The sequence below is a fragment of the Streptomyces sp. TP-A0874 genome (assembly GCF_001748085.1).
Lineage (GTDB): Bacteria > Actinomycetota > Actinomycetes > Streptomycetales > Streptomycetaceae > Streptomyces.
This window is the reverse complement of record NZ_BBZK01000012.1, coordinates 1-24,372: the sequence shown is the minus strand read 5'-3', so window position 1 is coordinate 24,372 and position 24,372 is coordinate 1. Positions and strand designations below refer to the sequence as shown.

Annotated in this window: 24 protein-coding genes; 14 read left to right on the top strand and 10 right to left on the bottom strand. The window is 69.4% G+C overall.

The window, feature by feature from the left end; genetic code table 11:
- Positions 1–64 precede the first annotated feature (64 nt).
- Positions 65–1,441, bottom strand: coding sequence for a hypothetical protein (locus tag BGP73_RS19405; protein ID WP_244501276.1), 1,377 nt, complete (start codon positions 1,439–1,441; stop codon positions 65–67).
- Positions 1,407–1,985, bottom strand: coding sequence for a TnsA-like heteromeric transposase endonuclease subunit (locus BGP73_RS19400; RefSeq protein ID WP_244501275.1), 579 nt, complete (start codon positions 1,983–1,985; stop codon positions 1,407–1,409). Before BGP73_RS19400 ends, BGP73_RS19405 begins: the two co-directional genes overlap by 35 nt.
- Before the next feature lie 16 nt (positions 1,986–2,001).
- Here BGP73_RS19400 and BGP73_RS19395 point away from each other — a divergent pair, with 16 nt between their 5' ends.
- The 3 genes from BGP73_RS19395 (at position 2,002) to BGP73_RS19385 (ending at position 3,494) form a co-directional block, all read left to right on the top strand.
- Positions 2,002–2,415 (top strand): helix-turn-helix domain-containing protein, encoded by a 414-nt coding sequence (locus tag BGP73_RS19395; protein WP_069816700.1) that lies wholly within the window; start codon positions 2,002–2,004, stop codon positions 2,413–2,415.
- Positions 2,416–2,441: 26 nt separating this feature from the next.
- Complete coding sequence (locus BGP73_RS19390; protein WP_069816698.1) at positions 2,442–2,993, top strand: hypothetical protein; 552 nt, start codon at positions 2,442–2,444, stop codon at positions 2,991–2,993.
- Positions 2,994–3,131: 138 nt separating this feature from the next.
- Entirely contained in the window at positions 3,132–3,494 is a 363-nt protein-coding gene (locus tag BGP73_RS19385; RefSeq protein WP_079127704.1) for a DUF2516 family protein, read from the top strand.
- Positions 3,495–3,580: 86 nt separating this feature from the next.
- Here the strand turns inward: BGP73_RS19385 and BGP73_RS19380 are convergent, their stop codons facing one another.
- On the bottom strand, positions 3,581–5,014 hold the full coding sequence (locus tag BGP73_RS19380) for a PP2C family protein-serine/threonine phosphatase (protein ID WP_079127691.1): 1,434 nt from the start codon (positions 5,012–5,014) through the stop codon (positions 3,581–3,583).
- Between the two features lie 542 nt (positions 5,015–5,556).
- On the opposite strand from BGP73_RS19380, the gene pstS reads away from it, so the two are divergent.
- The 4 genes from pstS to pstB all read left to right on the top strand — a co-directional run bounded on the left by pstS (position 5,557) and on the right by pstB (position 9,780).
- Positions 5,557–6,687: a phosphate ABC transporter substrate-binding protein PstS gene (gene pstS, locus BGP73_RS19375; protein WP_069816694.1), complete on the top strand. Its 1,131-nt coding sequence runs from the start codon at positions 5,557–5,559 to the stop codon at positions 6,685–6,687.
- A gap of 134 nt (positions 6,688–6,821) precedes the next feature.
- Complete coding sequence (gene pstC / locus BGP73_RS19370; RefSeq protein WP_069816692.1) at positions 6,822–7,808, top strand: phosphate ABC transporter permease subunit PstC; 987 nt, start codon at positions 6,822–6,824, stop codon at positions 7,806–7,808.
- Positions 7,805–8,887: a phosphate ABC transporter permease PstA gene (pstA, locus tag BGP73_RS19365; RefSeq protein WP_069816689.1), complete on the top strand. Its 1,083-nt coding sequence runs from the start codon at positions 7,805–7,807 to the stop codon at positions 8,885–8,887. The genes pstC and pstA overlap by 4 nt, the downstream gene beginning before the upstream one ends.
- Positions 8,888–9,003: 116 nt before the next feature.
- The gene (gene pstB, locus BGP73_RS19360; protein WP_069816687.1) at positions 9,004–9,780 is read left to right on the top strand and encodes a phosphate ABC transporter ATP-binding protein PstB; all 777 of its coding nucleotides are present in this window, start codon (positions 9,004–9,006) and stop codon (positions 9,778–9,780) included.
- Between the two features lie 114 nt (positions 9,781–9,894).
- Here the strand turns inward: pstB and BGP73_RS19355 are convergent, their stop codons facing one another.
- Together BGP73_RS19355 and BGP73_RS19350 are read right to left on the bottom strand one after the other, a co-directional pair.
- On the bottom strand, positions 9,895–10,893 hold the full coding sequence (locus BGP73_RS19355; RefSeq protein WP_069816685.1) for an inorganic phosphate transporter: 999 nt from the start codon (positions 10,891–10,893) through the stop codon (positions 9,895–9,897).
- A 6-nt stretch (positions 10,894–10,899) separates the two neighbouring features.
- The gene (locus BGP73_RS19350) at positions 10,900–11,520 is read right to left on the bottom strand and encodes a DUF47 domain-containing protein (protein WP_069816682.1); all 621 of its coding nucleotides are present in this window, start codon (positions 11,518–11,520) and stop codon (positions 10,900–10,902) included.
- Between the two features lie 300 nt (positions 11,521–11,820).
- On the opposite strand from BGP73_RS19350, the gene BGP73_RS19345 reads away from it, so the two are divergent.
- Positions 11,821–12,123, top strand: a complete 303-nt coding sequence (locus tag BGP73_RS19345) for a metal-sensitive transcriptional regulator (protein WP_069816869.1) — start codon at positions 11,821–11,823, stop codon at positions 12,121–12,123.
- Positions 12,124–12,177: 54 nt separating this feature from the next.
- Here BGP73_RS19345 and BGP73_RS23205 read toward each other — a convergent pair whose 3' ends face one another.
- The 4 genes from BGP73_RS23205 to BGP73_RS19330 form a co-directional block, all read right to left on the bottom strand.
- Positions 12,178–12,336 carry a hypothetical protein gene (locus tag BGP73_RS23205; protein ID WP_170837890.1) on the bottom strand — a complete coding sequence of 53 codons (159 nt, stop codon included), beginning with the start codon at positions 12,334–12,336 and terminating at the stop codon, positions 12,178–12,180.
- Between the two features lie 133 nt (positions 12,337–12,469).
- Entirely contained in the window at positions 12,470–13,378 is a 909-nt protein-coding gene (locus BGP73_RS19340) for a hypothetical protein (protein WP_069816680.1), read from the bottom strand.
- Between the two features lie 259 nt (positions 13,379–13,637).
- Positions 13,638–14,384 (bottom strand): phosphatase PAP2 family protein, encoded by a 747-nt coding sequence (locus BGP73_RS19335; protein WP_069816867.1) that lies wholly within the window; start codon positions 14,382–14,384, stop codon positions 13,638–13,640.
- 272 nt (positions 14,385–14,656) lie between these two features.
- The gene (locus BGP73_RS19330; protein ID WP_069816678.1) at positions 14,657–15,664 is read right to left on the bottom strand and encodes a C40 family peptidase; all 1,008 of its coding nucleotides are present in this window, start codon (positions 15,662–15,664) and stop codon (positions 14,657–14,659) included.
- 605 nt (positions 15,665–16,269) lie between these two features.
- Between BGP73_RS19330 and BGP73_RS19325 the strand changes: the two genes are divergently transcribed.
- The 6 genes from BGP73_RS19325 (at position 16,270) to BGP73_RS19300 (ending at position 23,659) form a co-directional block, all read left to right on the top strand.
- Positions 16,270–16,578: a hypothetical protein gene (locus tag BGP73_RS19325; RefSeq protein WP_069816676.1), complete on the top strand. Its 309-nt coding sequence runs from the start codon at positions 16,270–16,272 to the stop codon at positions 16,576–16,578.
- A gap of 394 nt (positions 16,579–16,972) precedes the next feature.
- On the top strand, positions 16,973–17,821 hold the full coding sequence (locus tag BGP73_RS19320; protein ID WP_069816865.1) for a hypothetical protein: 849 nt from the start codon (positions 16,973–16,975) through the stop codon (positions 17,819–17,821).
- On the top strand, positions 17,811–19,100 hold the full coding sequence (locus BGP73_RS19315) for a hypothetical protein (RefSeq protein WP_069816674.1): 1,290 nt from the start codon (positions 17,811–17,813) through the stop codon (positions 19,098–19,100). The genes BGP73_RS19320 and BGP73_RS19315 overlap by 11 nt, the downstream gene beginning before the upstream one ends.
- Complete coding sequence (locus BGP73_RS19310) at positions 19,097–20,656, top strand: SCO6880 family protein (RefSeq protein WP_069816671.1); 1,560 nt, start codon at positions 19,097–19,099, stop codon at positions 20,654–20,656. Before BGP73_RS19315 ends, BGP73_RS19310 begins: the two co-directional genes overlap by 4 nt.
- A gap of 14 nt (positions 20,657–20,670) precedes the next feature.
- A complete protein-coding gene (locus tag BGP73_RS19305) occupies positions 20,671–22,098 on the top strand; it encodes an ATP-binding protein (RefSeq protein ID WP_069816669.1) in 1,428 nt (475 codons plus the stop codon).
- Between the two features lies 1 nt (position 22,099).
- Positions 22,100–23,659, top strand: coding sequence for a type VI secretion protein (locus BGP73_RS19300; protein ID WP_079127690.1), 1,560 nt, complete (start codon positions 22,100–22,102; stop codon positions 23,657–23,659).
- A gap of 78 nt (positions 23,660–23,737) precedes the next feature.
- Here the strand turns inward: BGP73_RS19300 and BGP73_RS19295 are convergent, their stop codons facing one another.
- A complete protein-coding gene (locus tag BGP73_RS19295) occupies positions 23,738–24,259 on the bottom strand; it encodes a GNAT family N-acetyltransferase (protein ID WP_069816667.1) in 522 nt (173 codons plus the stop codon).
- Between the last annotated feature and the right edge of the window lie 113 nt (positions 24,260–24,372).

Below are 24,372 nucleotides of genomic sequence, written 5' to 3'. Positions count from 1 at the left end.
GTGTCCCGGCTACGTCTCTTGGGGATGCTGGTGAGTGCGTCAGAGGCGTCTGAGGGCTTCGAGTTCAGTTCGGGGGAAGTGCTCGCCCCACTTGCCTCGGTAGCCGCTCTCGCCGTAGGGACCAGGCCGCATGCGCGGCAGGGTCCTTTCCCCGCATCTCGGCCCTGCGTCCCGTGTAGCCGGCCACGTACTGGGCGAACATCGTCGATACCGAGCCCAGCGTCCGCTCGATGTGCGGCTTGTCGGTCGGGGTGTCCGGGTGCGTGGGCTGGAAGGAGGTTCCCAGGTGGCGGCAGGCGTTGCGGAAGTTGTCCGAGATGAACGCCTTGCCGTGGTCGCTGACCACCGTCTCCGGAGCGATCATCGGGACTGCGGCGGCCTTGTCCAGCCGCTCGTCCTGCGACAGCAAGGAGGCACAGGGCAGCACGGAGCGCGACATGCGCAGTGCGTCGGACCAACCGGGCCGCACGGGTTCCGGTGTCATGGCGCGTGCCAGCAGCAGCGCGGCATCGACCGCCTTCGTCGACGGCCGCAGCACCGCGGCGGCCAGAGTCCGGGTGGCCAGGTCGATCAGCCCGGTCAGTTCGCAGCGGTCCACCGTCCCGTCATCGTGGATGACCATGACGTCCAGCGGCGTGGAGTCGATCTCCATCACCTCGCCGGGCCGGGCCGCCGTCAGTTCCCCGAACATCCGCTTCGGCTGCTTGCCCAGCGAGCGGCGGGTGCGGGCCGAACCGAACAGATGCTGCCCGGTCGAGACCACCTTCAGCAGACGGTAGAACGTCGCCCTGGAGGGCATCCGGACCACTCCAGCACCGTGCTCGGCGACCAGGAGACGTTCAACGCGGCGGCGCAGCACCTGCGCGGAGACGGTCGGCTCGTCCGTCCGGCTGCCCACGACCTTCACGATCGCCTCGACCACCCGGGGATCGGTCCGGCTCGTGCCGGTGGCAGGCTTGCGCAGCTTGCCGTCCACCAGGCCCACCACCCCTTCGTTCTCGAAGCGGGACCGCATTCGGCGCAGTGTGCTCAGCCCCACCTCCTCACCGCAGTCCCGCAGCTCGGCCACCTTGGTCAGCTCCCGCTGCCGCAGAGAGTGCACCGTCGGGTCGTACTCGGCGCGCACCGGGACGTTGGTATTGCCGTCCGGGCGGCCGGTGAGCAACTCGGTCAGATGTCGTCGCCACCACTCAGCCCGCTGTGCCGCTTCCTCCGGCAGTCCCTCCAGCACCCCGGCCTCCGGCAGTGGCGGGCGGCTCAGCGCGGTGCTGAGCACGGTGAAACCCTCCGACGCCAGCAGCTGTCCCAGCAGCACAACACTGGCGGCCTGGGCGTCATCGACCAGCCGCACCGACGTGCCGTGCAGGGCGGCAACCGTGTGCTCCCGCCCGTCGTAGCGGACCCTGTCACCCAGCGACAGCAGCCGCGGACACGCCGGCATCCCCGCCCACCTCCTTCGTGACCATGGGCACAGGGCGCACCTGCGTGGCCGCCGACAGCAGACCAGCTTCCAGATCCACCGCCAGCTCCCGGCACCAGAGCAGGTGGAAGAGCACCGGAACCACGGCGATCGGATCACCCACCGCACCCACCCCCGCCAGCAGTCCCCGAGGCCGGGCGAATGCCGCCCGCAACTCCGCCGCCACCGGATCTCGCCGCACCCGCGGATGCCGGTAGCCCGACAACCAGCGCAGATTCGCCGCCAACACCGGATCGAGCACGCCAACCCGCTCAAAATCCCAGCCCACCACGGCGCAAGCCGCCGCTGTAGCCGCGAACTTCACGGCATCCTCGGGCTCGATCAGGTCATCAGGGCGCACATCCAGCACCACGGCGGAGCCGTCCCGACGGCGCACGAAGTAGTCCGGCGTATGACTGACCCGCCGGGCCCGGTCACCCGGCCGCCATAAGAGTCGGAACGGACAGCCGTTACCGAACCCCGCAGAGCACTTTTGCAAGCGGACGCTTGCAAAAGTTAGCACCATGCGTCACCATCGACGCATGGCTTCGTTGAAGGTCGGGGATCTCGGTGCGTTCCTGCGTGAGCAGCGGCGGAACGCCCAGCTCTCCCTGCGCCAACTCGCCGAGGCGGCCGGGGTCTCCAACCCCTATCTCAGCCAGATCGAGCGCGGACTGCGGAAACCGAGCGCGGACATCCTGCAGCAGCTCGCGAAAGCGCTGCGGATCTCCGCCGAGACGCTCTACGTGCGAGCCGGGATCCTCGACGAGCGGGATCCGGACGAGGCCGGGGTGCGGAGCGCGATCCTGACCGACCCGGCCATCAACGAGCGCCAGAAGCAGGTGCTGCTGCAGATCTACGAGTCCTTCCGCAAGGAGAACGCCTCGTCGTCGGGCAGCACCGGAACGAGCGAGGAAGAGCACGGCGGGAAGCGAGCGGCCGGCCCCTCGAACTGACCAGCCCCACCCGGAGGACCATCGTCATGGCCACCACCGACGAAGTACGCAAGACGCTCACCGACCCCACCCCCCTCTACGCCGCCGTCGGCACCGCCGACCTGGCCGCCGAGAAGCTCCGTGAAGTGCCCGCACTCATCGAGAGGATCCGCGCGGAGGCGCCCGAGCGGATCGAGGCCATCAGGTCCACCGACCCGAAGGCCGTGCAGCAGCGGGTGACCGCCCAGGCCAAGGAGGCACAGCAGACCGTCAGGACGAAGGTCAGCGAGGTGCTCGGGACGCTCGACAACGACCTGAGGAAGTTGCGCGAGACCGCGCAGGGCTACGCACTCCAGGGCGCCGGCCGGGCCGCCGGGTACGCCGTGAAGGCCCGGGAGACCTACGACGAGCTGGCCGAGCGCGGCCGCCACACCGTGCAGAACTGGCGCACCGAGCCCACGGCACCCACCGCTGAGCTGGCCGCTCCGGCCGGGGCGGAAGGGCCGGGGCCGGTGAAGAAGACGGACGGTCCGGCGGCGGCCCCGGAGCAGGCCGAAGACGCCGGCCCAGAGCACGGCGACTCGAAGTCCGCCGAGTGAGCCGGAGCATTTCGGGCATCTGGAAGGGAGGAAACCGCGGTCCGCACTCCAGTACGCTGGATCGGCGGGGGCGAATAGGACAAACAGCGACGATGTGGGCTCGATCGGGGGCCCGAGAAGGATCGGGCGGTGGACGGCATGTTGGCACAAGGTTTTGACGAACTACTGGGCTGGGCCTCTTTCGGGCTCTTCATCGCCGCGCTGCTCGCCTTCGTCGACGCGGTCCTCCGCCGGGAGGACGCCTACCGTGCCGCCGGCAAGCAGAACAAGGTGTTCTGGCTGATCATCCTTGGTCTGACGGCGGTGGTCAGCTGGCTCTTCAACAACATCCTGGGCATCCTGCAGATCGCCGGGCTCATCGCGACCATCGTGTACATCGTCGATGTGCGGCCGGCCCTCAAGCAGGTCTCGGGAGGCGGCGGCTGGGGCCGCCGAGGAGGTCGACGGCCGGGCGGCAGCAGCTCGGACGGCCCTTACGGGCCGTTCAACGGCCGCCGCTGACCTCGACCTACACCGCCGAGCCCGCCGACCATCCCGACCGACCACCGCTGGACCGGCTCCGGGTCGCAACCGCGGCCACCGCCGGCTCAGCGGTGGTCGCGGTCCAGCAGCAGCACGGCGACGTCGTCCGTCAACTCGCCCCCGTTGAGCGATCTGACCTCCGCCATCGCGGCGTCCAGCAGCTCCTCGCCCCGCATTCCCAGCTCCTGCTGCCGGGCGATGATCTCGAGCATCCCCTCCTGCCCGAGCCGCTCCCTGCCCTCCCCGATCCGGCCCTCGATCAGCCCGTCGGTGTACATCATCAGGGACCAGGAGCTGCCGAGCTCCACCTCCTGCCGGGGCCAGCGGGCCTGTGGCAGCAGCCCCAGCGCGGGACCGCCGTCCTCGTAGGGCATCAGCAGCGGCTGCCGTCCGTCCCGGGCGACGAGCGGCGCCGGGTGCCCGGCGAGGCAGAGCCCGGCCCGTCGGCCGTCCGGTGCGATGTCGACCGTACAGAGGGTGGCGAAGATCTCCTCGTCGGCGCGCTCGTTCTCCAGGACCTGCTGCAGCGTGCGGAGGAGCTGGTCGCCGCAGAGACCGGCGAAGGTCAGCGCCCGCCAGGCGATCCTGAGTTCGACGCCGAGCGCGGCCTCGTCGGGGCCGTGTCCGCTCACGTCGCCGATCATCACGTGTACGGTCCCGTCCGCCATCCGGACGGTGTCGTAGAAGTCCCCACCGAGCAGCGCCCGGCTCCGGCCGGGCCGGTAGCGCGAGGCGAACCGCAGGTCGGAGCCCTCCAGCAGCGGCTTGGGCAGTAGCCCGCGCTCCAGCCGCGAGTTCTCCTGGCCCCGCAGCCGCGACTCGGTCAGCTGGCGCTGGGCCACGTCGGCCCGCTTGCGCTCGACGGCGTAGCGGATGGCCCGGTGGAGGATCCGGCCGTCCAGTTCACCGCGGAAGAGGTAGTCCTGGGCCCCGACCCGGACGGCCGCCGCCCCGCCCTCGGCGTCCGCCTCGTCGGTGAGCACCAGCACCGCGTGGTTCGGGGCCAGTCGCAGGACCTCCCGCAGGATCTCCAGCTCGTCCTCGGGCGGCGGGCCGTCTTCGGCCCCCGGGGCGTTCCCGCCGCGCACACCGTTCTCCGCTCCCTGCGTCTGCCCGGGCCGCGGCCCGGTGAGGGCCAGGTCGAGCAGGATGCAGTGGACGTCGTCGGTGAGCAGGCGTTCCGCCTCGGTGAGATTGCGGGCGGTGCGCACCCGCACCCGTTTCCCGCCCGGCTTCGGCATCTCCGGGAGGGAGAAGGGGGCCGAAGGGTGGTCCTCGATCACCAGGAGGGTCAGCCCGCCACCGGCGTTCTCCACCGGAGCCGTGTCGCCGTCGGGCGGCCGGGGAACGTCCACCGCCTCCCCCGCGGGAACACCTGGCTCGCCCGTTGGACCGCCCCGCCCCGGCGGGGCGGTCGCGCCCTCCGGCGAGCGGTGCGAGGGCAGGCCGGCCGCAGCGGTTCCCACGGCCGAAGCCTCCCCCTGCTGTGGCACGGGCATGACTCGGTTCCTTCTCTCCCCCCGAGGGCTCGGCGGCCCGAGCGGCGTACCGCCGTCCCGGCGCGCACAAGGGCGCGGGCCTGGGTCCGCGGCAGAGCGCCCGGCGCGCTGTCCAGGCGACCCTAACGGTAGGGCGCGCGCGAGCGGAACGCCGGACGGTCTACTACCGGCGGCATATGCCGACAGGATCCGGCACCCTTCCGGCCGAAAAGACGCGGTATAGCCGCCCCCGACCCACCCGGTCCCATCGGCCGCGCCCCAGCCCGGGGTGAGCCACGCCACTCGACTCCCCCACCGTGTGCTGTCAGCGGACAGCGAACCGTGACACCGGAGGGCGCTGGAGCACGCTCCGCCGTTGCCACAAATCCGGGTCGCCATGGCGATGGACGAGGTTCACTCGCCGTTCACTCGCCACCGGTGACGGATTCATCTCATCTACCTAATTTCGGCCTTACCAGAGGGTCCAGCAGCCACGGACGGCTGTCGGAACCCACCCCCAGCCCGGCCGCCCACGGCGAGCCTCCAGGAAGGACCACTCGAAGGTGAAACCCCAGCGTAGCTTCGGCCGCGGAACACGGACGCTGACCGCCGGTGCGGTCGCAGTCTCCGCCGCGCTCCTCCTCGCCGCCTGTGGTTCGGACGACAACACCAAGGCAGGCGGGGAATCCGGGGCCAAGCCGTCCGGCGACATCAAGTGCGGCAGCGACGGCAAGCTGCTCGCCTCCGGCTCCTCCGCCCAGAAGAACGCCATGGACAAGTGGATCGCCGACTACATGGCGGCCTGCCCCGGCGTGCAGATCAACTACAACCCGATCGGCTCCGGCGGTGGCATCACCCAGTTCAACCAGGGATCGACCGCTTTCGCCGGCTCCGACTCGGCGCTGAAGCCCGAGGAGGTCGAGGCGTCCAGGAAGGTCTGCAAGACCGGCCAGGGCATCAACCTCCCGATGGTCGGCGGGCCGGTCGCCCTCGGATACAACCTCCCGGGCGTCGACGACCTCACACTGGACGCTCCCACCATCGCCAAGATCTTCGACTCCAAGATCAAGAAGTGGGACGATCCCGCGATCCAGAAGCTGAACCCCGACGCGAAGCTCCCGTCCACCGAGATCCAGGCGTTCCACCGGTCCGACGAGTCCGGCACGACCCAGAACCTCGGCCAGTACCTCTCCGCCTCGGCCCCCGACGAGTGGAAGTACGACGCGGAGAAGTCCTGGCCCGCCAAGGGCGGTCAGTCCGCCAGCGGCTCCTCCGGAGTGGCCTCGCAGGTCAAGCAGGTCGAAGGGGCCATCGGCTACTTCGAGCTCTCCTACGCCACCAGCAACGACCTCACCTCGGTGAAGATCGACACGGGGGCCGCCGAGCCGGTCGAGGCCACCACCGACAACGCCTCAAAGGCCATCGCGGCCGCCGAGGTCGTCGGCGAGGACAAGGACCTCTCCCTCGAACTGGACTACGCCACCAAGGCCGACGGCGCCTACCCGATCATCCTGGTCACCTACGAGATCGTCTGCGACCAGGGCAACCCGGAGAAGAGCCTGGAGGCGGTGAAGTCCTTCCTCAGCTACACGGCCAGCGAGGACGGTCAGTCGCTGCTCGCCGACGAGGGCTACGCCCCGCTGCCCCCCGAGATCGCGGCGAAGGTCCGCGAGGTCATCCCCACCCTCTCCTGACCAGGCCGCCGGCCCCGTCACTCCGCCGGGGCCGCGCCGGCCCCGGCCGGCGAAGCCGCCAGCCCCCTTCCGCCTCCCACCATCCGGTGCACCGCCGCACAGCAGGGAACCCCACCCCGCAGACCGGAGAAGCCATGGACGACGAATCACCCAGCCCGACCGCGCCGCCGCCCCGAGGGCCGAGCCGGGGAGGCGCCAGCCGCCCCGGAGACCGGGTCTTCCTCACACTCTCCCGGGGTTCCGGGATCGTGCTGCTGGTCATCATGGCGGCCATCGCGGTGTTCCTGACCTACCGCGCCTCGATCGCGATCTCCCGGAACGAAGCCAACTTCCTCACCGCGTTCGAGTGGAACCCGCAGGGCCGGCCCGTCGAGTTCGGCATCGCGATCCTCGCCTACGGCACGGTGGTGAGCTCGATCATCGCGCTCGCCATCGCGGTGCCGGTGGCCGTCGGGATAGCACTGTTCATCTCCCACTACACCCCGCGCCGACTCGCCGCCCCGCTGGCCTATCTCATCGACCTGCTCGCCGCCGTGCCCAGCATCGTCTACGGGCTCTGGGGCGCACTGGTCCTCGTGCCGTACCTCGACGGGCTGAACCGCTGGCTCGACGCCTACCTGGGCTGGGCCTACGTCTTCGACAAGTCCGACTCCGGTCCCGCCCGGTCGCTGTTCACCGTCGGCATCCTGCTGGCCGTGATGATCCTGCCGGTCATCACCAACGTCACCCGCGAGGTCTTCCTCCAGGTGCCGAAGGCGCACGAGGAGGCGGCGCTGGCACTCGGCGCCACCCGCTGGGAGGTGATCCGGATGTCGGTGCTGCCGTTCGGCCGCTCCGGGATCATCAGCGCCGCCATGCTCGGCCTCGGCCGGGCCCTCGGCGAGACCATGGCCGTGGCCACCGTCCTCTCGCCGTCCTTCGTCTTCTCCGGCCATCTGCTGGACGCGGGGGGCGGCACCTTCGCCCAGAACATCGCAGCCAAGTTCAACGAGGCGGACGAGTTCGGCCGGGACGCGCTGATCGCCTCCGGCCTGGTGCTCTTCGCCATCACCCTGCTGGTGAACGGTGCCGCCCGCCTGATCATCGCCAGGCGCAAGGAGTACTCGGGAGCCAACGCATGAGCCACCTCACCCTGGAAGAGCCCCTGCTCGGGGAGGCCGGCCCACCGCCCCGGCGGACCCTCTCCCAGCGGCGGCTCCCCCGCTGGGCCCCGGCCGTCACGGCCCTCGCCTCGATAGCCGCCGGCTGCGGCCTCGGCCTCGCCGCCGGCTGGCACAGCCGCGTCCAGTGGGGCATCCTCGCCGCCCTCTTCTTCGTCCTCGCCAGCTATCTGGCCACCGCCGCGGTCGAGGGCCCCCGCCAGGCGAAGGACCGCATCGCCACCAGCCTGGTCTGGCTCTGCTTCGTCCTCGCGACCGTGCCGCTCCTCTCCCTCGCCTGGACCACGGTCGCCCGCGGGGTGAAGGTGCTCGACGGCTACTTCCTGACGCACTCCATGGCCGGGCTGTCGAACAGCGCCCCGGGCGGCGGCATCTACCACGCCCTCGTCGGGACCCTGGAGCAGGTCGCCATCGCCACCGCCATCGCCGCGCCGGTCGGCCTGCTCACCGCCGTCTACCTGGTGGAGTACGGCCGCGGCCGGCTGGCCCGCGCGGTCACCTTCTTCGTGGACGTCATGACCGGCATCCCCTCGATCGTCGCCGGCCTGTTCATCCTCTCCACCTGGGTGCTCACCTTCGGAATGGGCTACTCCGGCTTCGCCGGCGCCATGGCCCTCGCCATCCTGATGATGCCGGTCGTGGTCCGCTCCACCGAGGAGATGCTGAAGCTCGTGCCGAACGAGCTGCGCGAGGCATCCCTCGCGCTCGGCGTGCCGAAGTGGCGGACGATCCTCAAGGTCGTGCTGCCGACCGCCATCGGCGGGATCACCACCGGGGTGATGCTGGCGGTCGCCCGGATCACCGGTGAGACGGCGCCGATCCTGCTGCTCGTCTCGGGGAGCATGTTCATCAACACCAACCCGTTCTCCGACGTCCAGTCCTCGCTGCCGCTCTACGTCTACGAGCAGTACGCCATCGGCACCCCGGCCGCGATCGACCGCGCCTGGGCGGCGGCGCTCGTCCTGATCGTCTTCGTCATGATCCTCAACCTGGTCGCCCGCGCCATCGCCCGGTGGAAGGCCCCCAGGAGCGGACGTTGAACCCGCCGGCCGCCACCATCGAGAGGCCCGGACGCCCCACAGGGCGCCGGCGGGCCGGAGCAGCAGAGAACCCGGCTCCGCCGGGCGGAGCCCCCCGGAAGGAATGTGAGCCACACATGGCCAAGCGCATCGACGTCAGCGGCCTCACCGCCTACTACGGCAACCACAAGGCGATCGAGGACATCTCGATGACGGTGGAGCCGCGCTCCGTGACCGCCTTCATCGGCCCGTCGGGCTGTGGCAAGTCCACCTTCCTGCGCACCCTCAACCGGATGCACGAGGTCACCTCGGGGGGCTGGGTGGAGGGCAAGGTGCTGCTGGACGACGAGGACCTCTACGCACCCGACGTCGACCCGGTGTCCGTCCGCCGGACCGTCGGCATGGTCTTCCAGCGTCCGAACCCCTTCCCGACCATGTCGATCTACGAGAACGTGGTCGCCGGTCCGCGGCTGAACGGGACCCGGCGGAAGGGCGAGCTGGACGAGATCGTCGAGAGCTCGCTGCGCGGCGCCAACCTCTGGACCGAGGTCAAGGACCGGCTCCACCGGCCCGGCTCCGGTCTCTCCGGCGGCCAGCAGCAGCGGCTCTGCATCGCGCGCGCGATCGCGGTCGAGCCTCAGGTGCTGCTGATGGACGAGCCCTGCTCCGCCCTCGACCCGATATCCACCCTCGCCATCGAGGACCTGATCAGCACCCTGAAGGAGCGGTTCACCATCGTCATCGTGACCCACAACATGCAGCAGGCGGCGCGGGTCTCGGACCGTACCGCCTTCTTCAACCTCTCCGCCGTCGGGCAGCCCGGCACCCTCGTCGAGATCGACGACACCGAGCGGATCTTCTCCAACCCGTCGGTACGGGCCACCGAGGACTACATCTCGGGACGCTTCGGCTGACCCGACCACGATCGGCTCCGCGGTGCTGCATGGCGGTGCGGCCGCGAAGCCCAGAGCCCGCCCTTGGCTCCCGAGGGCGGGCTCGTCCGTGCCGGCGGGTGCGCCGGTCCGCCGTCAGCCGAAGGCCAGCTTGACGGTCCAGAAACTCAGTGCGGCGAACAGCGCCGCGGCGGGCATGGTGATGAACCAGCCCATGATGATGTTCTTGGCCACGCCCCAGCGGACCGCCTTGAACCGCTTGGTCGACCCCACGCCCATGATCGCCGAGGTGATCACGTGCGTGGTGGAGATCGGCGCGTGGAACATGAACGACGCGGTGTACATCACGGAGGCCGCCGTCGTCTCGGCCGCGAACCCCTGCGGCGGGTCGAGCTCGATGATCCGACGGCCCAGCGTGCGCATGATCCGCCAGCCGCCCGCGTAGGTACCGAGAGAGAGCACCAGGGCGCAGGAGAGCTTGACCCAGACCGGGATCGCCGCGTTCGGCTGCTCCAGGTCGGCGATGACCAGGGCCATCACCACGACGCCCATGGTCTTCTGCGCGTCCTGCAGACCGTGGCCGAGCGCCATCGCCGCCGCCGACACCGTCTGCGCTATCCGGAAGCCGCGTTTGGCCCGGTGCGGATTGCTCTTCCGGAAAAGCCACAGGATGCCGACCATCACCAGATAGCCGAAGAGAAGCCCGACTATCGGCGAGAGGATCATCGGGATGACGATCTTCTCGACCACACCCATCCAGTAGACGACGCTCGATCCCGCGAGCGCGGCGCCCACCATCCCCCCGAAGAGAGCGTGGCTGGAGGAGGAGGGGAGGCCGAAATACCAGGTGATCATGTTCCAGACCACGGCGCCGACCAGCGCGGCGAAGAGGATCGCCATGCCGCGGGAGCCGTGCGGCGTCTCGATCAACCCCTGGCTGACCGTCTTGGCGACGCCGCTGCCCAGGAAGGCCCCGGCCAGGTTCATCACGGCGGCCATGGTCAGGGCCGCCTTCGGGGTCAGTGCCCGGGTGGAGACGGAGGTGGCGATGGCGTTCGCGGAGTCGTGAAAGCCGTTGGTGTAGGTGAAACCGAGCGCGACCCCGATGGTCACGACGAGCGCGAGGGTGTCCACCGGAGGTCAGGACTCCTTGACCGCGATGGTCTCGACGGTGTTGGCCACGTGCTCGAAGGCGTCCGCGGCCTCCTCCAGTACGTCCACGATCTGCTTCAGCTTGAGCACGTCCATGGCGTCGTACTTGCCGTTGAACAGGTGGGCCAGCAGCTTGCGGTGGATCTGGTCCGCCTGGTTCTCCAGACGGTTCACCTCGATCCAGTACTCGGTGAGGTTGGACATGGTCCGCAGGTTCGGCATCGCCTCGGCGGTCAGCTCCGCCGCCCGCGCCAGCACCTCGATCTGCCGCTCGACCCCCTTGGGGAGTTCGTCGATCTCGTAGAGCACCACGAGATCGACCGCCTCCTCCATGAAGTCCATGATGTCGTCGAGCGAGGAGGCGAGGTTGTAGATGTCCTCGCGGTCGAAGGGCGTGATGAACGAGGAGTTCAGCTGGTGGAAGATCGCGTGGGTCGCGTCGTCCCCCGCGTGCTCCGCTGCCCGCATCCGCTCGCCGATCTCAGCCCGAGCGGAGGAGTCCGCCCCGAGCAGTTCCAACAGGAGCCTCGAGCCCGTGACGATGTTGTCCGCGGATGCGGCGAACATGTCATAGAAACTCGTCTCCCGGGGGGTCAGACGAAATCGCACGTGAGTTCCTCGGGGTGCAATCGGATTCGGTCAGGCTGATGCTAGGCGCATCATCCAGCCACGGCTAACCGCCGTTACCTCAGTGTCGCCCATCGAACGGGCTCCCCGGCAGCGGCCCCCGGATATCGGCGGAGGAATTGGCTACCGTATACCCGGTAGGGGTATACGGACTTTCGAAGCACCACAGGAGCCGCCGGCGGCGGAACCGGGAGGGGACATACCGTGCCGACCTCGAAGGCCGACGTGAGCGGCGGGAGCGGAGCCTCGGGCCCGGCGGCGGGCGGCCGCGCCGACAGCCACCTGACCGACGACGCCCCGGCGTCCTACGGCTACAGCAAGAACAAGGAACAGCACCTCAAGCGGCTGCGCCGGATCGAGGGCCAGATCCGCGGGCTGCAGCGCATGGTGGACGAGGACGTCTACTGCATCGACATACTCACCCAGGTGTCGGCCGGCACCAAGGCGCTGCAGTCCTTCGCCGTCCAACTGCTGGAAGAGCACCTGCGGCACTGCGTCGCCGCGGCCGCCGTACAGGGCGGCGAGGAGATGGAGGCGAAGGTCGCCGAGGCCACCGCGGCGGTCGCCCGGCTGCTCCGGAGCTGAAAAACTCACCATGGATCCGCGTCGACGCGCCGGAGGGGCCGGATCCAGCCCCTCCTACCGCTGTTCCCTCGCCACTTCCAGCACCTCGTCGATCTGGTCCGGGCTGAGCCTGTCCCCCTCCGCCGCCGAGGCCGCGATCATCAGCTCACCGCAGAGTTCGATCTCCGCGAGGGCCACGTGGTCCTGGACGGCACAACCGCGGGATGGCACCACGCGCGTCACCTCCTCCCCCGGCGAGCATCCACTGCTCCCCCGTACTGCCCGCTCAGCGTAGAGACCGGGACAGAGTGCGCGCATGGCACGAACGGACCATCTCTCCTGCGCCGAAAGGCTATGTCGGCCTGGGTCAGACCCCGGAGATCGACACCTCACCGGCGTAGATGTCCTGCTCCGCCGGCAGCACCGTGTCGACCGGAGCACCAAAATCGAACAACTGCGTCGTCGAGACCACCTCCACCCCGCTCCCCGCCCCCGGAGCGCCGACTCCACCCGCCTCACCCGGGCCCCGCCCGCCCGCGGTGAAGACGAAGCGGTACCGCACCTGACGGAGCCGGCCCCGGCCGTCGAGGTAGGCGTCGAAGGAGACGGGCTCGGCGGCGAAGCCGCGCACCGCGGCGGACAGCGCACCCCGGGCGTACTCCGAGGCGCGCTCCGCGGCCCGTCCGATGTCCGTCGTGCCCCGGTAGTGGCGCAGCCGCCGCCCACTCCCGTCCTCGGTCTCACCGAGGTAGCTCACCCGCCGGACCCCACGGAGCAGCTCCGCCGCGATCAGCGGATCCGCCGCCCCACCGCTCACCAGGTTCCCGTCCACCAGTTCCGTGGTGTCCAGGCGCACCCACTTGTCGGCCGGAACCCCGGCCCCCCGGTCCTTCATGTACAGCTCCCCGGCCGTCATCAACTCGGTGACCGGACGGTGCTCCGCCAGACCGGCGGCATCCCGCGGCAGCACCACCCGCAGCCGACCGATCCGCCGGGTGTAGTCGAAGGCGCCCTCGCCCCGGGTGGTCACCTTGGTGCCGCCCACCGCGGTCTCCATCGCCGTACGGGCCCTGGAGCTGCCCGACCGCAGAAGGACGTCGGCCGCGTCCCGGACCTGGGACAACGCGTCGTCCGCCGGCCGGCTGTCAGCCGCGGGCTTCTGGTCCACCGCGACATCCGGCTGCGAACAGCCGGTCACGGCCGCCGAGGCCAGCAGGCTGCCCGACACGGCGACGACGATGACACCACCGCCTCGACGCCCTCGCTGCCCTGCCATGGCCGACAACCCCCAGTAGTCCCGCTGCGACTCGCTTGGACAACGAGCGTCCGGGGCGAACCGTCACGGTCGGCGGCCGGCGCACTCCAGCACCGCGGCCACTCTCGCCCACCCCGCGCCGCCGGTTCGATCCGCGGTGCGTCAGTGGGTGCCCTCGGGCGACCGCGGCGCGCCCCCGGGGGCACCCCGATCACGGGCCACCCTCGGAGCGCGACAGCGCGGCGGGCGCGCGGCTGCCGGGAGTGGTGAAAGGAGGCCCTCAGGCCGCCAGGTCGTTCCGGTGGCCTCCGGAGCCGTCGGCGGGACCGTTCGAGTCGGCCTCCCCCTCGGAGGCCGAGGCGCCCGCGCCGCCCGCCCGCACCAGCCATCCGGCCCGGGAGTCGGCGACCGTCCGCGCCAGCGGTGTGAGCAGCGCCATCGCGGGCGGGGCCAGCAGCAGGGCGACAGCCGTACCGAGCGCGAAGCCACCCACCACGTCCGTCGGGTAGTGGACGCCCATGTAGATCCGGCAGAAGCCCTCCAGGAGCGCGAGCCCGAGGGCCGCCAGACCGTACCTCCGGTGCGCGATGAAGACGCCCACCGCGATGGCCATGGCCAGCGTCGAGTGATCGCTGGCGAAGGAGTAGTCGGTCTTGCCCTCCACCAGGACGTGCAGTCCCTCGTGGTCCAGGAAGGGCCTCGGCCGCTCGACGATCTCCCGGATCGGGATGTTCACCAGCAGGGCGATGCCGGCCGCGATCGGCGCCCAGACCAGACCGGCCACCACACCCGGTGCACCGCTCCGCTTCCGCGCTCCCCACCAGCAGAAGAGCATCAGCAGCGCCATCGCCACCAGGATCCCGTACTCCCCGACCCACTCCACGGTGCGGTCGAACCAGTGCGGGGCGTCAGTGCCGATCCCGTTGATGTCGTAGAGCAGCTCGACATCGAGATTGGACTCGGCCTCGACCACCGGACCGGCCGCGGCGGTGAGGGGCTCCGAGGTCGCCGAGGCCAGGGAGTCCATCGCTGTCGCGGAGTCCACCGACAAAGGGAGTCCCACTGCGGTTCCAGCCATCTGACGCGGCCCCTTGTCTGTCGCCCTGATCGATTTGCCCGCTGTCGGCCCCCACGTCCCCCTGGGGCTGCCGTGCCCGCTCGGGGGCACATCAACCTCGCCACCAGGGAACGCCCAACCACCCGCCCGACGTTCCGCTTTCCACGGAAAGACCACCAGTACGTTACCGAAGGGTGATCCATCGTCGCAGCTCAGACGGCTTGGGGGAGGTGGGGGACAGCCTACGCGGTGTCGGCCCCCGGAAGAGCCCGCGCGCCGTCCTGGGTAACCCTGGTGGCCCCGAAGTAATCCGGCGTGTCGATCTTGTCGAACCGGATCACGGCCCCTGTGTACGGCGCATTGATCATATATCCGCCGCCCACGTACAGCCCCACATGGCGGATCGCCCGCGGATCGTCGAGGTCGTCGGAGAAGAAGACGAGGTCACCGGGCATCAGTTCGTCCCGCTGGGGGTGCGGCCCGGCGTTGTACTGATCGTTGGCGACCCGGGGCAGCTCGATCCCGACCGAGGCGTAAGCCGCCTTGGTCAGCCCCGAGCAGTCGAAGCGGCCGCCCTGGTCCTCCCGGCCGTCACCGCCCCACAGGTACTCGGTGCCCAGCTTCTGCTGGGCGTAGTAGATCGCCCCGGCCGCCTGCCGGGAAGCTGGGATCTTGCTCTCCGGGGCCTCGAAGCTCTTCGCGAGCGTGGTGATGGTCTTCACGTAGTTCTGGGTCTCGCGGTACGGCGGCACACCCCCGTGCTCGATGACCGCGTACGCCCCGGCGTTGTAGGCGGCGAGCATGTTCTCGGTCGGGTCGCCCGGCGTGTCCTTCACATACTCGGCCAGCTTGCAGTCGTAGGCGGCCGCCGAGGGAATCGCGTCCTGCGGGTCGAAGACATCTCGCTTGCCGTCCCCGTTGCCGTCCAGCCCGTGCACGGCCCAGGTGCTCGGGATGAACTGGGCTATGCCCTGCGCCGCCGCCGGGCTCTGCGCCCTCGGGTTCCAACCGCTCTCCTGGTACAGCTGGGCGGCGAGCAGCGACGGGGTGATGGCCGAACAGTGGTTCCCCCACTGCTGCACCAGCGGCTTGTAGGCCGCCGGGACCGCCCCCTTGGCCAGACCGGTGCCCCGACCCGCCACGCCACCGAGCAGATTCGAGGCGGCGGTGAACGTGCCCACCACCAGCAGGGCCAGGAAGCTCAACGACAGCCCTAACCCGACACCCAGCCCCAGCCAGAGCTTCCGCATCCCGCTTCCTTCCCCCAACTCCCCGGCCGCCCAGCGCTCCTTCGGACGGTACAGCGCACGCGGCCCTTCCGCGACGGGCGCACGGCGCCGACCCAACGTGCCACCGTGCGCCGGGCGGAGGCGCCGGCCAGCGGCGGTACCACCGAACGACTCGGAGCGCCCGACAGGCCATCAATAGCGACTGAACCACGACCGCAGGCGGAGGAAGCCCGGAAGTGCGCCCAACATCACAGGCCGTTAGCTCCGCTGCCGGAAAGACCGACCCAAGGGCACCACGGCCACCCTGCGGGGCCGACGGAGCCGGGCGGCCCGAGCTGGCGGACCCATTGCAGGCTCCGGCATTCCTCCCGCAGCGCGGCGGAGGTCCGAGGCGCGGACCGACCATTGCCCTTGGTCACGGAGCGTGATACACAGAGTAATCATTCGGACCTCAGAAGCCTCCTCGCCGCCTCGCAGGCGCGAGCCAACCCGAGATCCACACCGGATCCACCGAGAAATGCCGTCAAGTCGACAGGACCAGGCGGCAACTTGAGCGAAGATGGACCCTGCCCCGTGTCATACGGCACCGGGGCAGGCAACTACCCACAGGGGGCGGTGAGTTCCACATGTACCTGGCGGCCGAGAAAGGCGACATCACCACGATCATCGGCGGCATCGCCCCGGACTGGGGGCCGTTCGGCACTCTGGGCCAAGAGGCCCGGATCATGATCGAAGTCGTGATGGCGGTAGCCATCCTGCTCTGCCTCGGGATCGCGATCTGGGGGGCGGCCAAACAACGGATCGGCGCCACGGCCCTGCGTGACACCTTCAGCGCCGAGCAGGGCAAGGGCCTGATCATCGCGGGACTGACCGGTGTCTTCATCATCGGGTCACTCGGAACCCTGTTCACCATCGTCTACGGCATGGCCGTCTAGGGGCTGCCGTTCGGATCCCCCCGAGGCAGAGGGCGCGACCCGGCACGGCCAACGGCACGGGCCGGAACGTCCTCGTGGCGGAGCCCGCAGGGCCTACCGGCGTGCCCCGGCCTGCCGGGGCACGCGACGCCAAGGCGATCCGGACGACAGCCCACACCCGACGCCCACCCCAACCGATCGGCCACCGCGACCGCGTCTCCGTCACGCCCGAGGAGCGGTCCGCACCCGGCCATGACACCGTCCGTCGCCCCACCGGCTGAGGTTGCAACTTTCCGATGTCATGTCATCACACCGCGCCCGCGCGGCAACCAGCGCTACCGTCGTACTACGGCTGTGAAGACTGTGCACACGGCGAGGCCAGAACGGCTGCCGGGCACGAGGGGACGTGGGCGACATGACTCAGAGCGGCGAGGACTACAGCGGCTACGACGACTACTCCGACGGACACTCCGGCGACGACGGCCACGGCACCCGCACCAGACTCCCGGAGACCGGCGATGTCTACGGCGGCGCCAAGCGCGCCAACCGCTCGCCCAGGAGCCTGCTCACGGTCGTGAGCGTGGTGGTCCTGCTGATCGCGGCCATCGCGTTCGCCAACCGCAGCGGCCAGGACCAGTCGGACTCCGGCTCCAGCGGCGGCTCCGCCAACGGCCCCCAACCGACCGCCCCAACCGGCGAAGACCCGGTGACGGGCTCCAACGCCGGCATCCCGTCCGGCTTCCCCAAGACGGAGCAGGGCGCGCAGAGCGCGGCGGCCAACTACGCGGTGGTTCTGGGCTCCGACCTGATGTTCGATGAGGAGAAGCGTCACCGAGCCATAGCGGCACTCACGACATCCTCGGCACGGGACGACATGCAGCGCGGTCTGGACAAGGCTTACAACAGGTCGTTCAAAGAAAGCATCGGCCTAAACGCTGACGGCTCCGCACCTGACGGTATGACTTTCATCAGCCGAACAATTCCTGTCGGGACCAAGATAGCGGATTACGGGCAGGAAACTGCGACCGTCGAGGTGTGGTCAACCAGCTTGTTCGGCCTGGCTGGTGAAGGCTCGACGAAACCAGTCGCAGACGACTGGTTTACTATCACCATTACCCTCAAATGGTCCGAAAATGACTGGAGAATTGAGTCACATTCTCAGAAGAGTGGCCCAGCCCCGGTACGCAGCGACACAACGGCTTCCAGTGCCAAGGATATTTCGGAGGCGGTAGAAAACTATGGAGGGTTCACTTATGCCCGCTAGCCACGGCAAACGTGCTCTCTCCATAACATCTGCACTGGCCACGGTGCAGGTAGCCAGTGTCCTCCTCGCCAGCCGTGCCTTCGCAGAGCCATCCCCGACACCATCAGGGAGTAATGAACCCTGTGACCTGATTCATGGTCCAGCCAGGGACTACTGCGAACGCGGAGACGGCTCCCCCACCCGGCAAGGACTTTCCGACAACCCCCTCGACCCCCTCTCCTCCCTCGCCAAGGGCTGTGCCGAAGCAGCAGCATGGATCGTCGGAAAACTTTCCAAGGCGGTCACGGAGACCGCACAGGTGGACTTCACCAACACCGCTTTCCTCCGCCAGTACGCCGTCGTCTTCGCCGCCTCCTCCGTCCTCACCCTCGTCCTCTGGCTGCTCGCCGTCGCCAAACGGGCCGTGCGGGGCGTCCCCCTCACCGAGGCGATCTCCGAAGCCATCGGTTTCCTCTGGCTGACCGTCCTCGCCTCGGCCTTCACCCCGCTCATCCTGTACACGGTCGTCTCGGCGACGGACGCCGTCACCGATGTCGTGGCCGCCGGTACCTCGTCGAACACCGATGTCTTCTTCGGCACGTTCATGGACGCGCTGAGGAAGGGCGAGGACATCGGCGGCGGCCCCATCATGCTGATCGTCGTCAGCCTCGTCACCGTGCTGGCCGCGGGGGTGCTGTGGCTGGAACTCGTGATCCGGGCGGCTCTGCTCTACGTCGGCGCGCTGCTCGGCACCGCCGTCTACGCCGGACTGGTGGACAAGAACATGTGGGGCCACGTCCGGCGCTGGGCGGGCATCATGATCGCGGTCATCCTCGTGAAACCGGTCATCGTGGTGGTGCTGGGGCTCGCCGGAGCGCTCAGCACCTCGGACGACGGACCGAACGCCCTGTCCGCCGTCGTCTCGGGCCTCGCCATCATCCTGCTGGCGATCTTCGCCAGCGCCGTCATCTACAAGTTCGTACCCGGCTTCGGCGACGAGATGGCCTCCGCCCACAGGGGCCGCAAGAACGCCACCGACGGCAGCCAGGCCGCTGCCGTCATCTCCTCCCCCGCCGCTCTCGTCAAACAGGGCATCAAGACCCACAGCAGCCGGGGCAGCGGTTCCGCTCCGCAACCGCCCCCGCAGTCCACCGGGGCCGTCTCCGGCGGCGTGGCCGCGCACAGCTCCCGCCCGGGCGACACGGGCGGTTCCAGGTCCGCGCCGCCGGCCCCCCGCACCCATGACCGGGGCGGATCCGGCACCAGCACCAGCAAATCCTCAGGAGGTGAGCGGCGTTGACGGTCCACACCCAGTCGGTCGCGCCCCGACGCACGTACCTCATCGGCCGGGCCCGACCGAACGCGATCATCGGCAAGAACCGGGAGACCGGCGAGATCGCTCTGATCATCGTCGGCGCCTTCCTCGGCATGATGGGCGGTCTGCTCATCCCGGCGTTGCCGCTCCGCATCGCGGCTCTCACGGGTTTCCCCCTGCTGGCGCTGGCCGCCGTCTACGTTCCCTACAAGCAGCGGACTTTCTACAGGTGGTTCGAGATCAACCGCTCCTATCGGCGCATCGTCCGCCGCGGAGCCGTCTACCGCTCCGGGGTGGCGGAGGCGGGTGTGGGGCTGGACGGGCGTGAGGTGGAGGTCGGTCCGCCCCCGGGCGTCGGTCGGATCAACTGGTTGGCCGCGCCCTTCGGCCCGGACGAGATCGCGGTGCTGCTGCACGCCGACCGCCGCACGGTGACGGCCGCCATCGAGATCGAGGGGCCCGGCGTCGGGCTACGGGACAGCGAGGACCAGGAGGCCCTGGTCGACCGATTCGGAACGCTGCTCAAGCATGTGGCCAACGGCGACGGCTTCGTCACCCGCCTCCAGATGCTGGCACGCACGCTCCCGGCCGACCCCGACGCGCACGCGAAGGACGTGGATCGGCGCGGTGACCCGAACTCCCCGCAGTGGCTGCAGAACTCCTACAACCAGCTCCAGTCGATGGTGTCGACCTCTTCCGAGCAGCACCGCGCCTACCTGGTCGCCTGTATGCACTACACCCGTGACCTCGCCGCCGAGGCCCAGGCGATAGCGCGTGCCTCCCGTAAGAGCGGTGCGCGCGGCAGCAACAGACTCGACAAGGACGCGGGCCTGGCGGTCGTCATGGCGAGGGAGCTCACGGACATCTGCGCCCGCCTGACCGAGGCGGATATCCGGGTCCGTCAGCCGCTGGGGCAGAGCCGTCTCGCCTCGCTGATCCACGCGATGTACGACCCGGACCACCCCATCGACCACATCCAGGCGATGACCAGGCGGAACGCCTGGCCCGCTGAGCTGGACGCGACGGAACCGACCTTCCTGCAGGCGAAGACCAGGGAGTCCGCCACGCGGGAGCCCTGGTGCCATGCGACGGCCTGGGTGAAGGAGTGGCCGATGACACCGGTCGGCGTGAACTTCCTGGCACCGCTGCTCGTCCACACCCCGGACGTGATCCGCACGGTGGCCGTCTGCATGGACCTGGAACCCACCGAGGTGGCCATCGAACGCATGCTGACGGAGAAGACGAACGACGAAGCGGAAGCCAGCCGGGCCTCCAAGATGAACCGGACCGTCGACCCCCGGGACATCGCCGCTCACAACCGGTTGGACCAGCGGGGCGAAGACCTGGCCAGCGGCGCGGCGGGGGTGAACCTGGTCGGCTACATCACCGTCTCCTCTCGTTCGCCCGAGGCGCTGGCCCGGGACAAGCGGACAATTCGCGCCTCGGCCGGCAAGTCCTATCTCAAGCTGGAGTGGTGCGACCGGGAGCACCACCGGGCCTTCGTGAACACCCTGCCGTTCGCGACCGGCATCCGCCGCTAGGAGGCATCGCCGTCATGCTCGATCCGCTCTCCGCCCTCACCGAGGCATTCACCAGCTTCCTGTTCGGGAAGGTGGAGACGACCAGACTTCCCGTCCGGACGTCGACAGGGCAGGCCCAGGCCGTTTACCTGCCGACGGCCGCTCCGGGGCTCGGCGACTCCGGCGTGATCATCGGGCGGGAGGTCTACTCGGGCAAGGGGTACATCTACGACCCCTTCCAGCTCTACGGGCAGCAACTGCCGGCCCCGCACTGGCTGGTGCTGGGCGAGTCCGGCAACGGCAAGTCCGCGCTGGAGAAGACCTACGTGCTGCGGCAGCTGCGGTTCCGGGACCGGCAGGTGGTGGTCCTGGACGCACAGGGCGAGGACGGGGTCGGCGAGTGGAACCTCATCGCCCAGGAGTTGGGGATCACCCCGATCCGGCTCGACCCGATGGCCGCCCTCGACGGGAACGTCCGGCTCAATCCGCTCGACCCCGCGATCACCACCACCGGTCAGTTGGCGCTGCTCCGCACGATCATCGAGGTGGCGCTGGGGCACGGCCTCGACGAGCGCTCCGGGTTCGCGCTGAAGGTGGCGCACGCCTATGTGAACGAGACGATCACCGACCGGCAGCCCATCCTCACCGACATCGTCGAGCAACTCCGCCACCCGGAGCCGGAGTCCGCGGAATCAATGAACGTCGACCTGGACGACGTACGGGCGTGGGGCCTGGACGTGGCTCTGGTGCTGGACCGGCTGGTCGACGGTGATCTGCGGGGGATGTTCGACGGCCCGACGACGGTCGGAATCGACCTCGACGCCCCGCTGATCGTCTTCGACCTCTCCCATATCGACCGCAACTCGATCGCCATGCCGATCCTCATGGCGATCGTCGGCGTCTGGCTGGAACACACCTGGATCCGGCCGGACCGCAAGAAGCGGATCTTCCTCGTCGAGGAAGCCTGGCACATCATCAACTCACCCTTCGTGGCGCAGCTCTTCCAACGCCTCCTGAAGTTCGGCCGACGGCTGGGGCTGTCGTTCGTAGCAGTCGTCCACCACCTCTCCGACGTGGTGGACGGAGCCGCGGCGAAGGAGGCCGCCGCGATCCTGAAAATGGCCTCGACTCGCACCATCTACGCGCAGAAGGCGGACGAGGCCCGCTCCACGGGGCAGGTACTGGGGCTGCCCAGATGGGCCGTGGAGATCATCCCCACCCTGACTCCTGGTATCGCGGTATGGGACGTCAACGGCAATGTGCAGGTGGTCAAACATCTGATCACCGAGGACGAGCGGCCTCTCGTCTACACCGACCGGGCCATGACCGAGTCCTCGAGCAACAGCGAATCCCTGGCCCTCCAGCGGGCGGCGGAGGCGGAAGTGGAGGAACGGGCAGCGGTGATGGAGCGGAGACTGGCCAAGGAGGCCACCGCCGAGTCCTCGGAATCCACGGTGGCCTGAGATGGCGGTGAGCAGCGGAAGAACACCGCACAGCCCATCGCCGAGCAGCCCCACCGGTGGCGGGATCCCAGACGGACTCCTCATCGGAATCCTGGGGTTCCTCTTGGCGCTGACGGTGCTGGTGTGGACGGCCGCGGAACTGTCCGCTCTCCTGGCCCACGGCGCCTTCCCCTCCGGGGTCGCCTTCACTCGCACCCCGCTGGCGATTCGCCATCTGCTCTCCGAGCCACACGACCTACCGGCCGCCTGGCCCACCGCGGACCCTGCCGCCCTTCCGGGCTACGGCCTGTTCTGGGGCGTCTTCATCAGCCAGTTCCTGGTACTCACAGTGCTCTCGATCTTCGTCCTCGGCACCCTGAGCAGATGGCGCGCTCAACGAAGGCTACGCCGCAAGGAAGCTGCCGGGTCGGCCGCGGCCGAGTCCGTCCAGGCCGACGTGCCGCCGCCGGTTCAGTCCCCGCCGCCGGCACCCAGCGAGCACCGGGTCCCCGTGGGACCTCCCCAGGTCTCCCTACCGAGTCCGACACCGGTGGCCGAGGACTGGTCTGACGACCCCAAAACACCGGAGGCGGCGGTCTCCAGCCCGACGGGCACGACTACGGCCGGCCTCCACCGGACCCCTCCGGAGCCTGGCCCCCACGGACTGCACTTCACCGGGCACGACCGCGAGACCTACCGCGAACTGGCGCTCCGCACGGCGCTGGAGGCCGAGGGTGCCCTGCTGGTCGTCACCGCTGATCCGGCGGTCTGGGCGGAGAGCAGGGCCCCCCGGGCCAAACTGGGCCCGGTCCATCTCTACGATCCGAACCATCTGGTCGACACCCCGGACAGACTCCGCTGGTCGCCCAGCACGGGCTGCGAGTCACGGGACATCGCGGCGGCCCGCGCCACCGCGCTCCTGGCCCCCGTACGGCCCTCGCACGCTCTCGACGCGATGACCGCCGAATGCGCCGAGACGCTGCTGCGCTGCTGGTTGCACGCCGCGGCCATCGACGGCCGACCGTTTCGCCAGGTACACCGCTGGGCCTCCGGCAACTCCCCGGAGGAACCCGTCCGCACTCTCCGCACCCACCCCAGGGCCGCCGCTGGTTCAGCGGGCGAGCTCGAGGGCATGCTCACCGCCCACCCGCAGCGCCGGGCAGCCGCCCAGGAGTTGACGGCTCGCGCGCTCAGCGCGCTCTCCTCGGTTCACATCCGCGACGCCTGCACGGCGCGTAGGGCCGATTCGCTCGCCGTGGAATCATTCATCGCAGAAGGGGGAACGCTCTATGCGGTGGGTGAAGCCATCGAGGACCCACGCACCCGCGCCGGTGCGATGCCCCTGCTGACAGCACTCATCTCCAGCGTGGTCGAGCACGGCCGCCGCATGGCCGCACGGTCATCCTCCGGCCGGCTCGACCCACCACTCACCCTGGTCCTCGACGACATCGCAGCCGTCGCTCCACTGCCGCAGCTTCCGGAGCTGATCAGGGCGGGCTCCACGGAAGGGCTCCCCACGCTGGCTCTCGTACGCTCCCAGGAGCAAGCGCGTGCCCGGTGGCCACGGCAGTCGCTCGGTTAGTTAGTAGCGGAACGCCGCTCACCCCGGAGTCAGCGACTCCGTCCAGCCACGGAACCTCCGGTGAGCTGCTCACAGGACTCAAGGGCGTTCCAGCGCCAACTCGTGCTCGACCTCATTCGGTGCGGGCGGGAAGACCATGGTCTCCCCGGTGGGCGTGAAGCCGACACGGCCATAGAGGGCACGGGCACGGACGTTGGCCTCGTGCACGCACAGGCGGATCCGCTCGGCGCCCGTGTTCGCCCAGGTCCAGTCGACGGCCCTGCGGAGCAGCGCCTCCGCCAGCCCCGTACCGCGCTGCTCAGGCCGTACGTACACGCTGACGACGTGGACCTGCGCCGGCGGTTCACCACCGGTCTCGTCCAACAGCGCCAACATGCCGACCCATGTACCGCCCGCATCCACAGCCGCCAGGGTGGTCGCAGCTCCACCCTGCTCGATCGGGGTGGCCCGGCCACGCCAGAAGCTGTCAGCCTGGGCCACACTGTTCTCATAAGTGTCCAGGAATGCGATCGGTGCCGCTTCGTCGCGGAGGGCGGCGAGTCTCAGGTCCCTCAACGCGGGCCAGTCCTCCGGTCCCACCGTACGAATCTGATAGTCCATTTTCCGATGCTAGTACCAGCGTCGGAAGATCGCTCGACCGTTCAGAACGTGACAGCACGGATCCATACGGTGAGAATGCTCCTAGTCCCCTTGATGCGACCTCGAAAACAAAA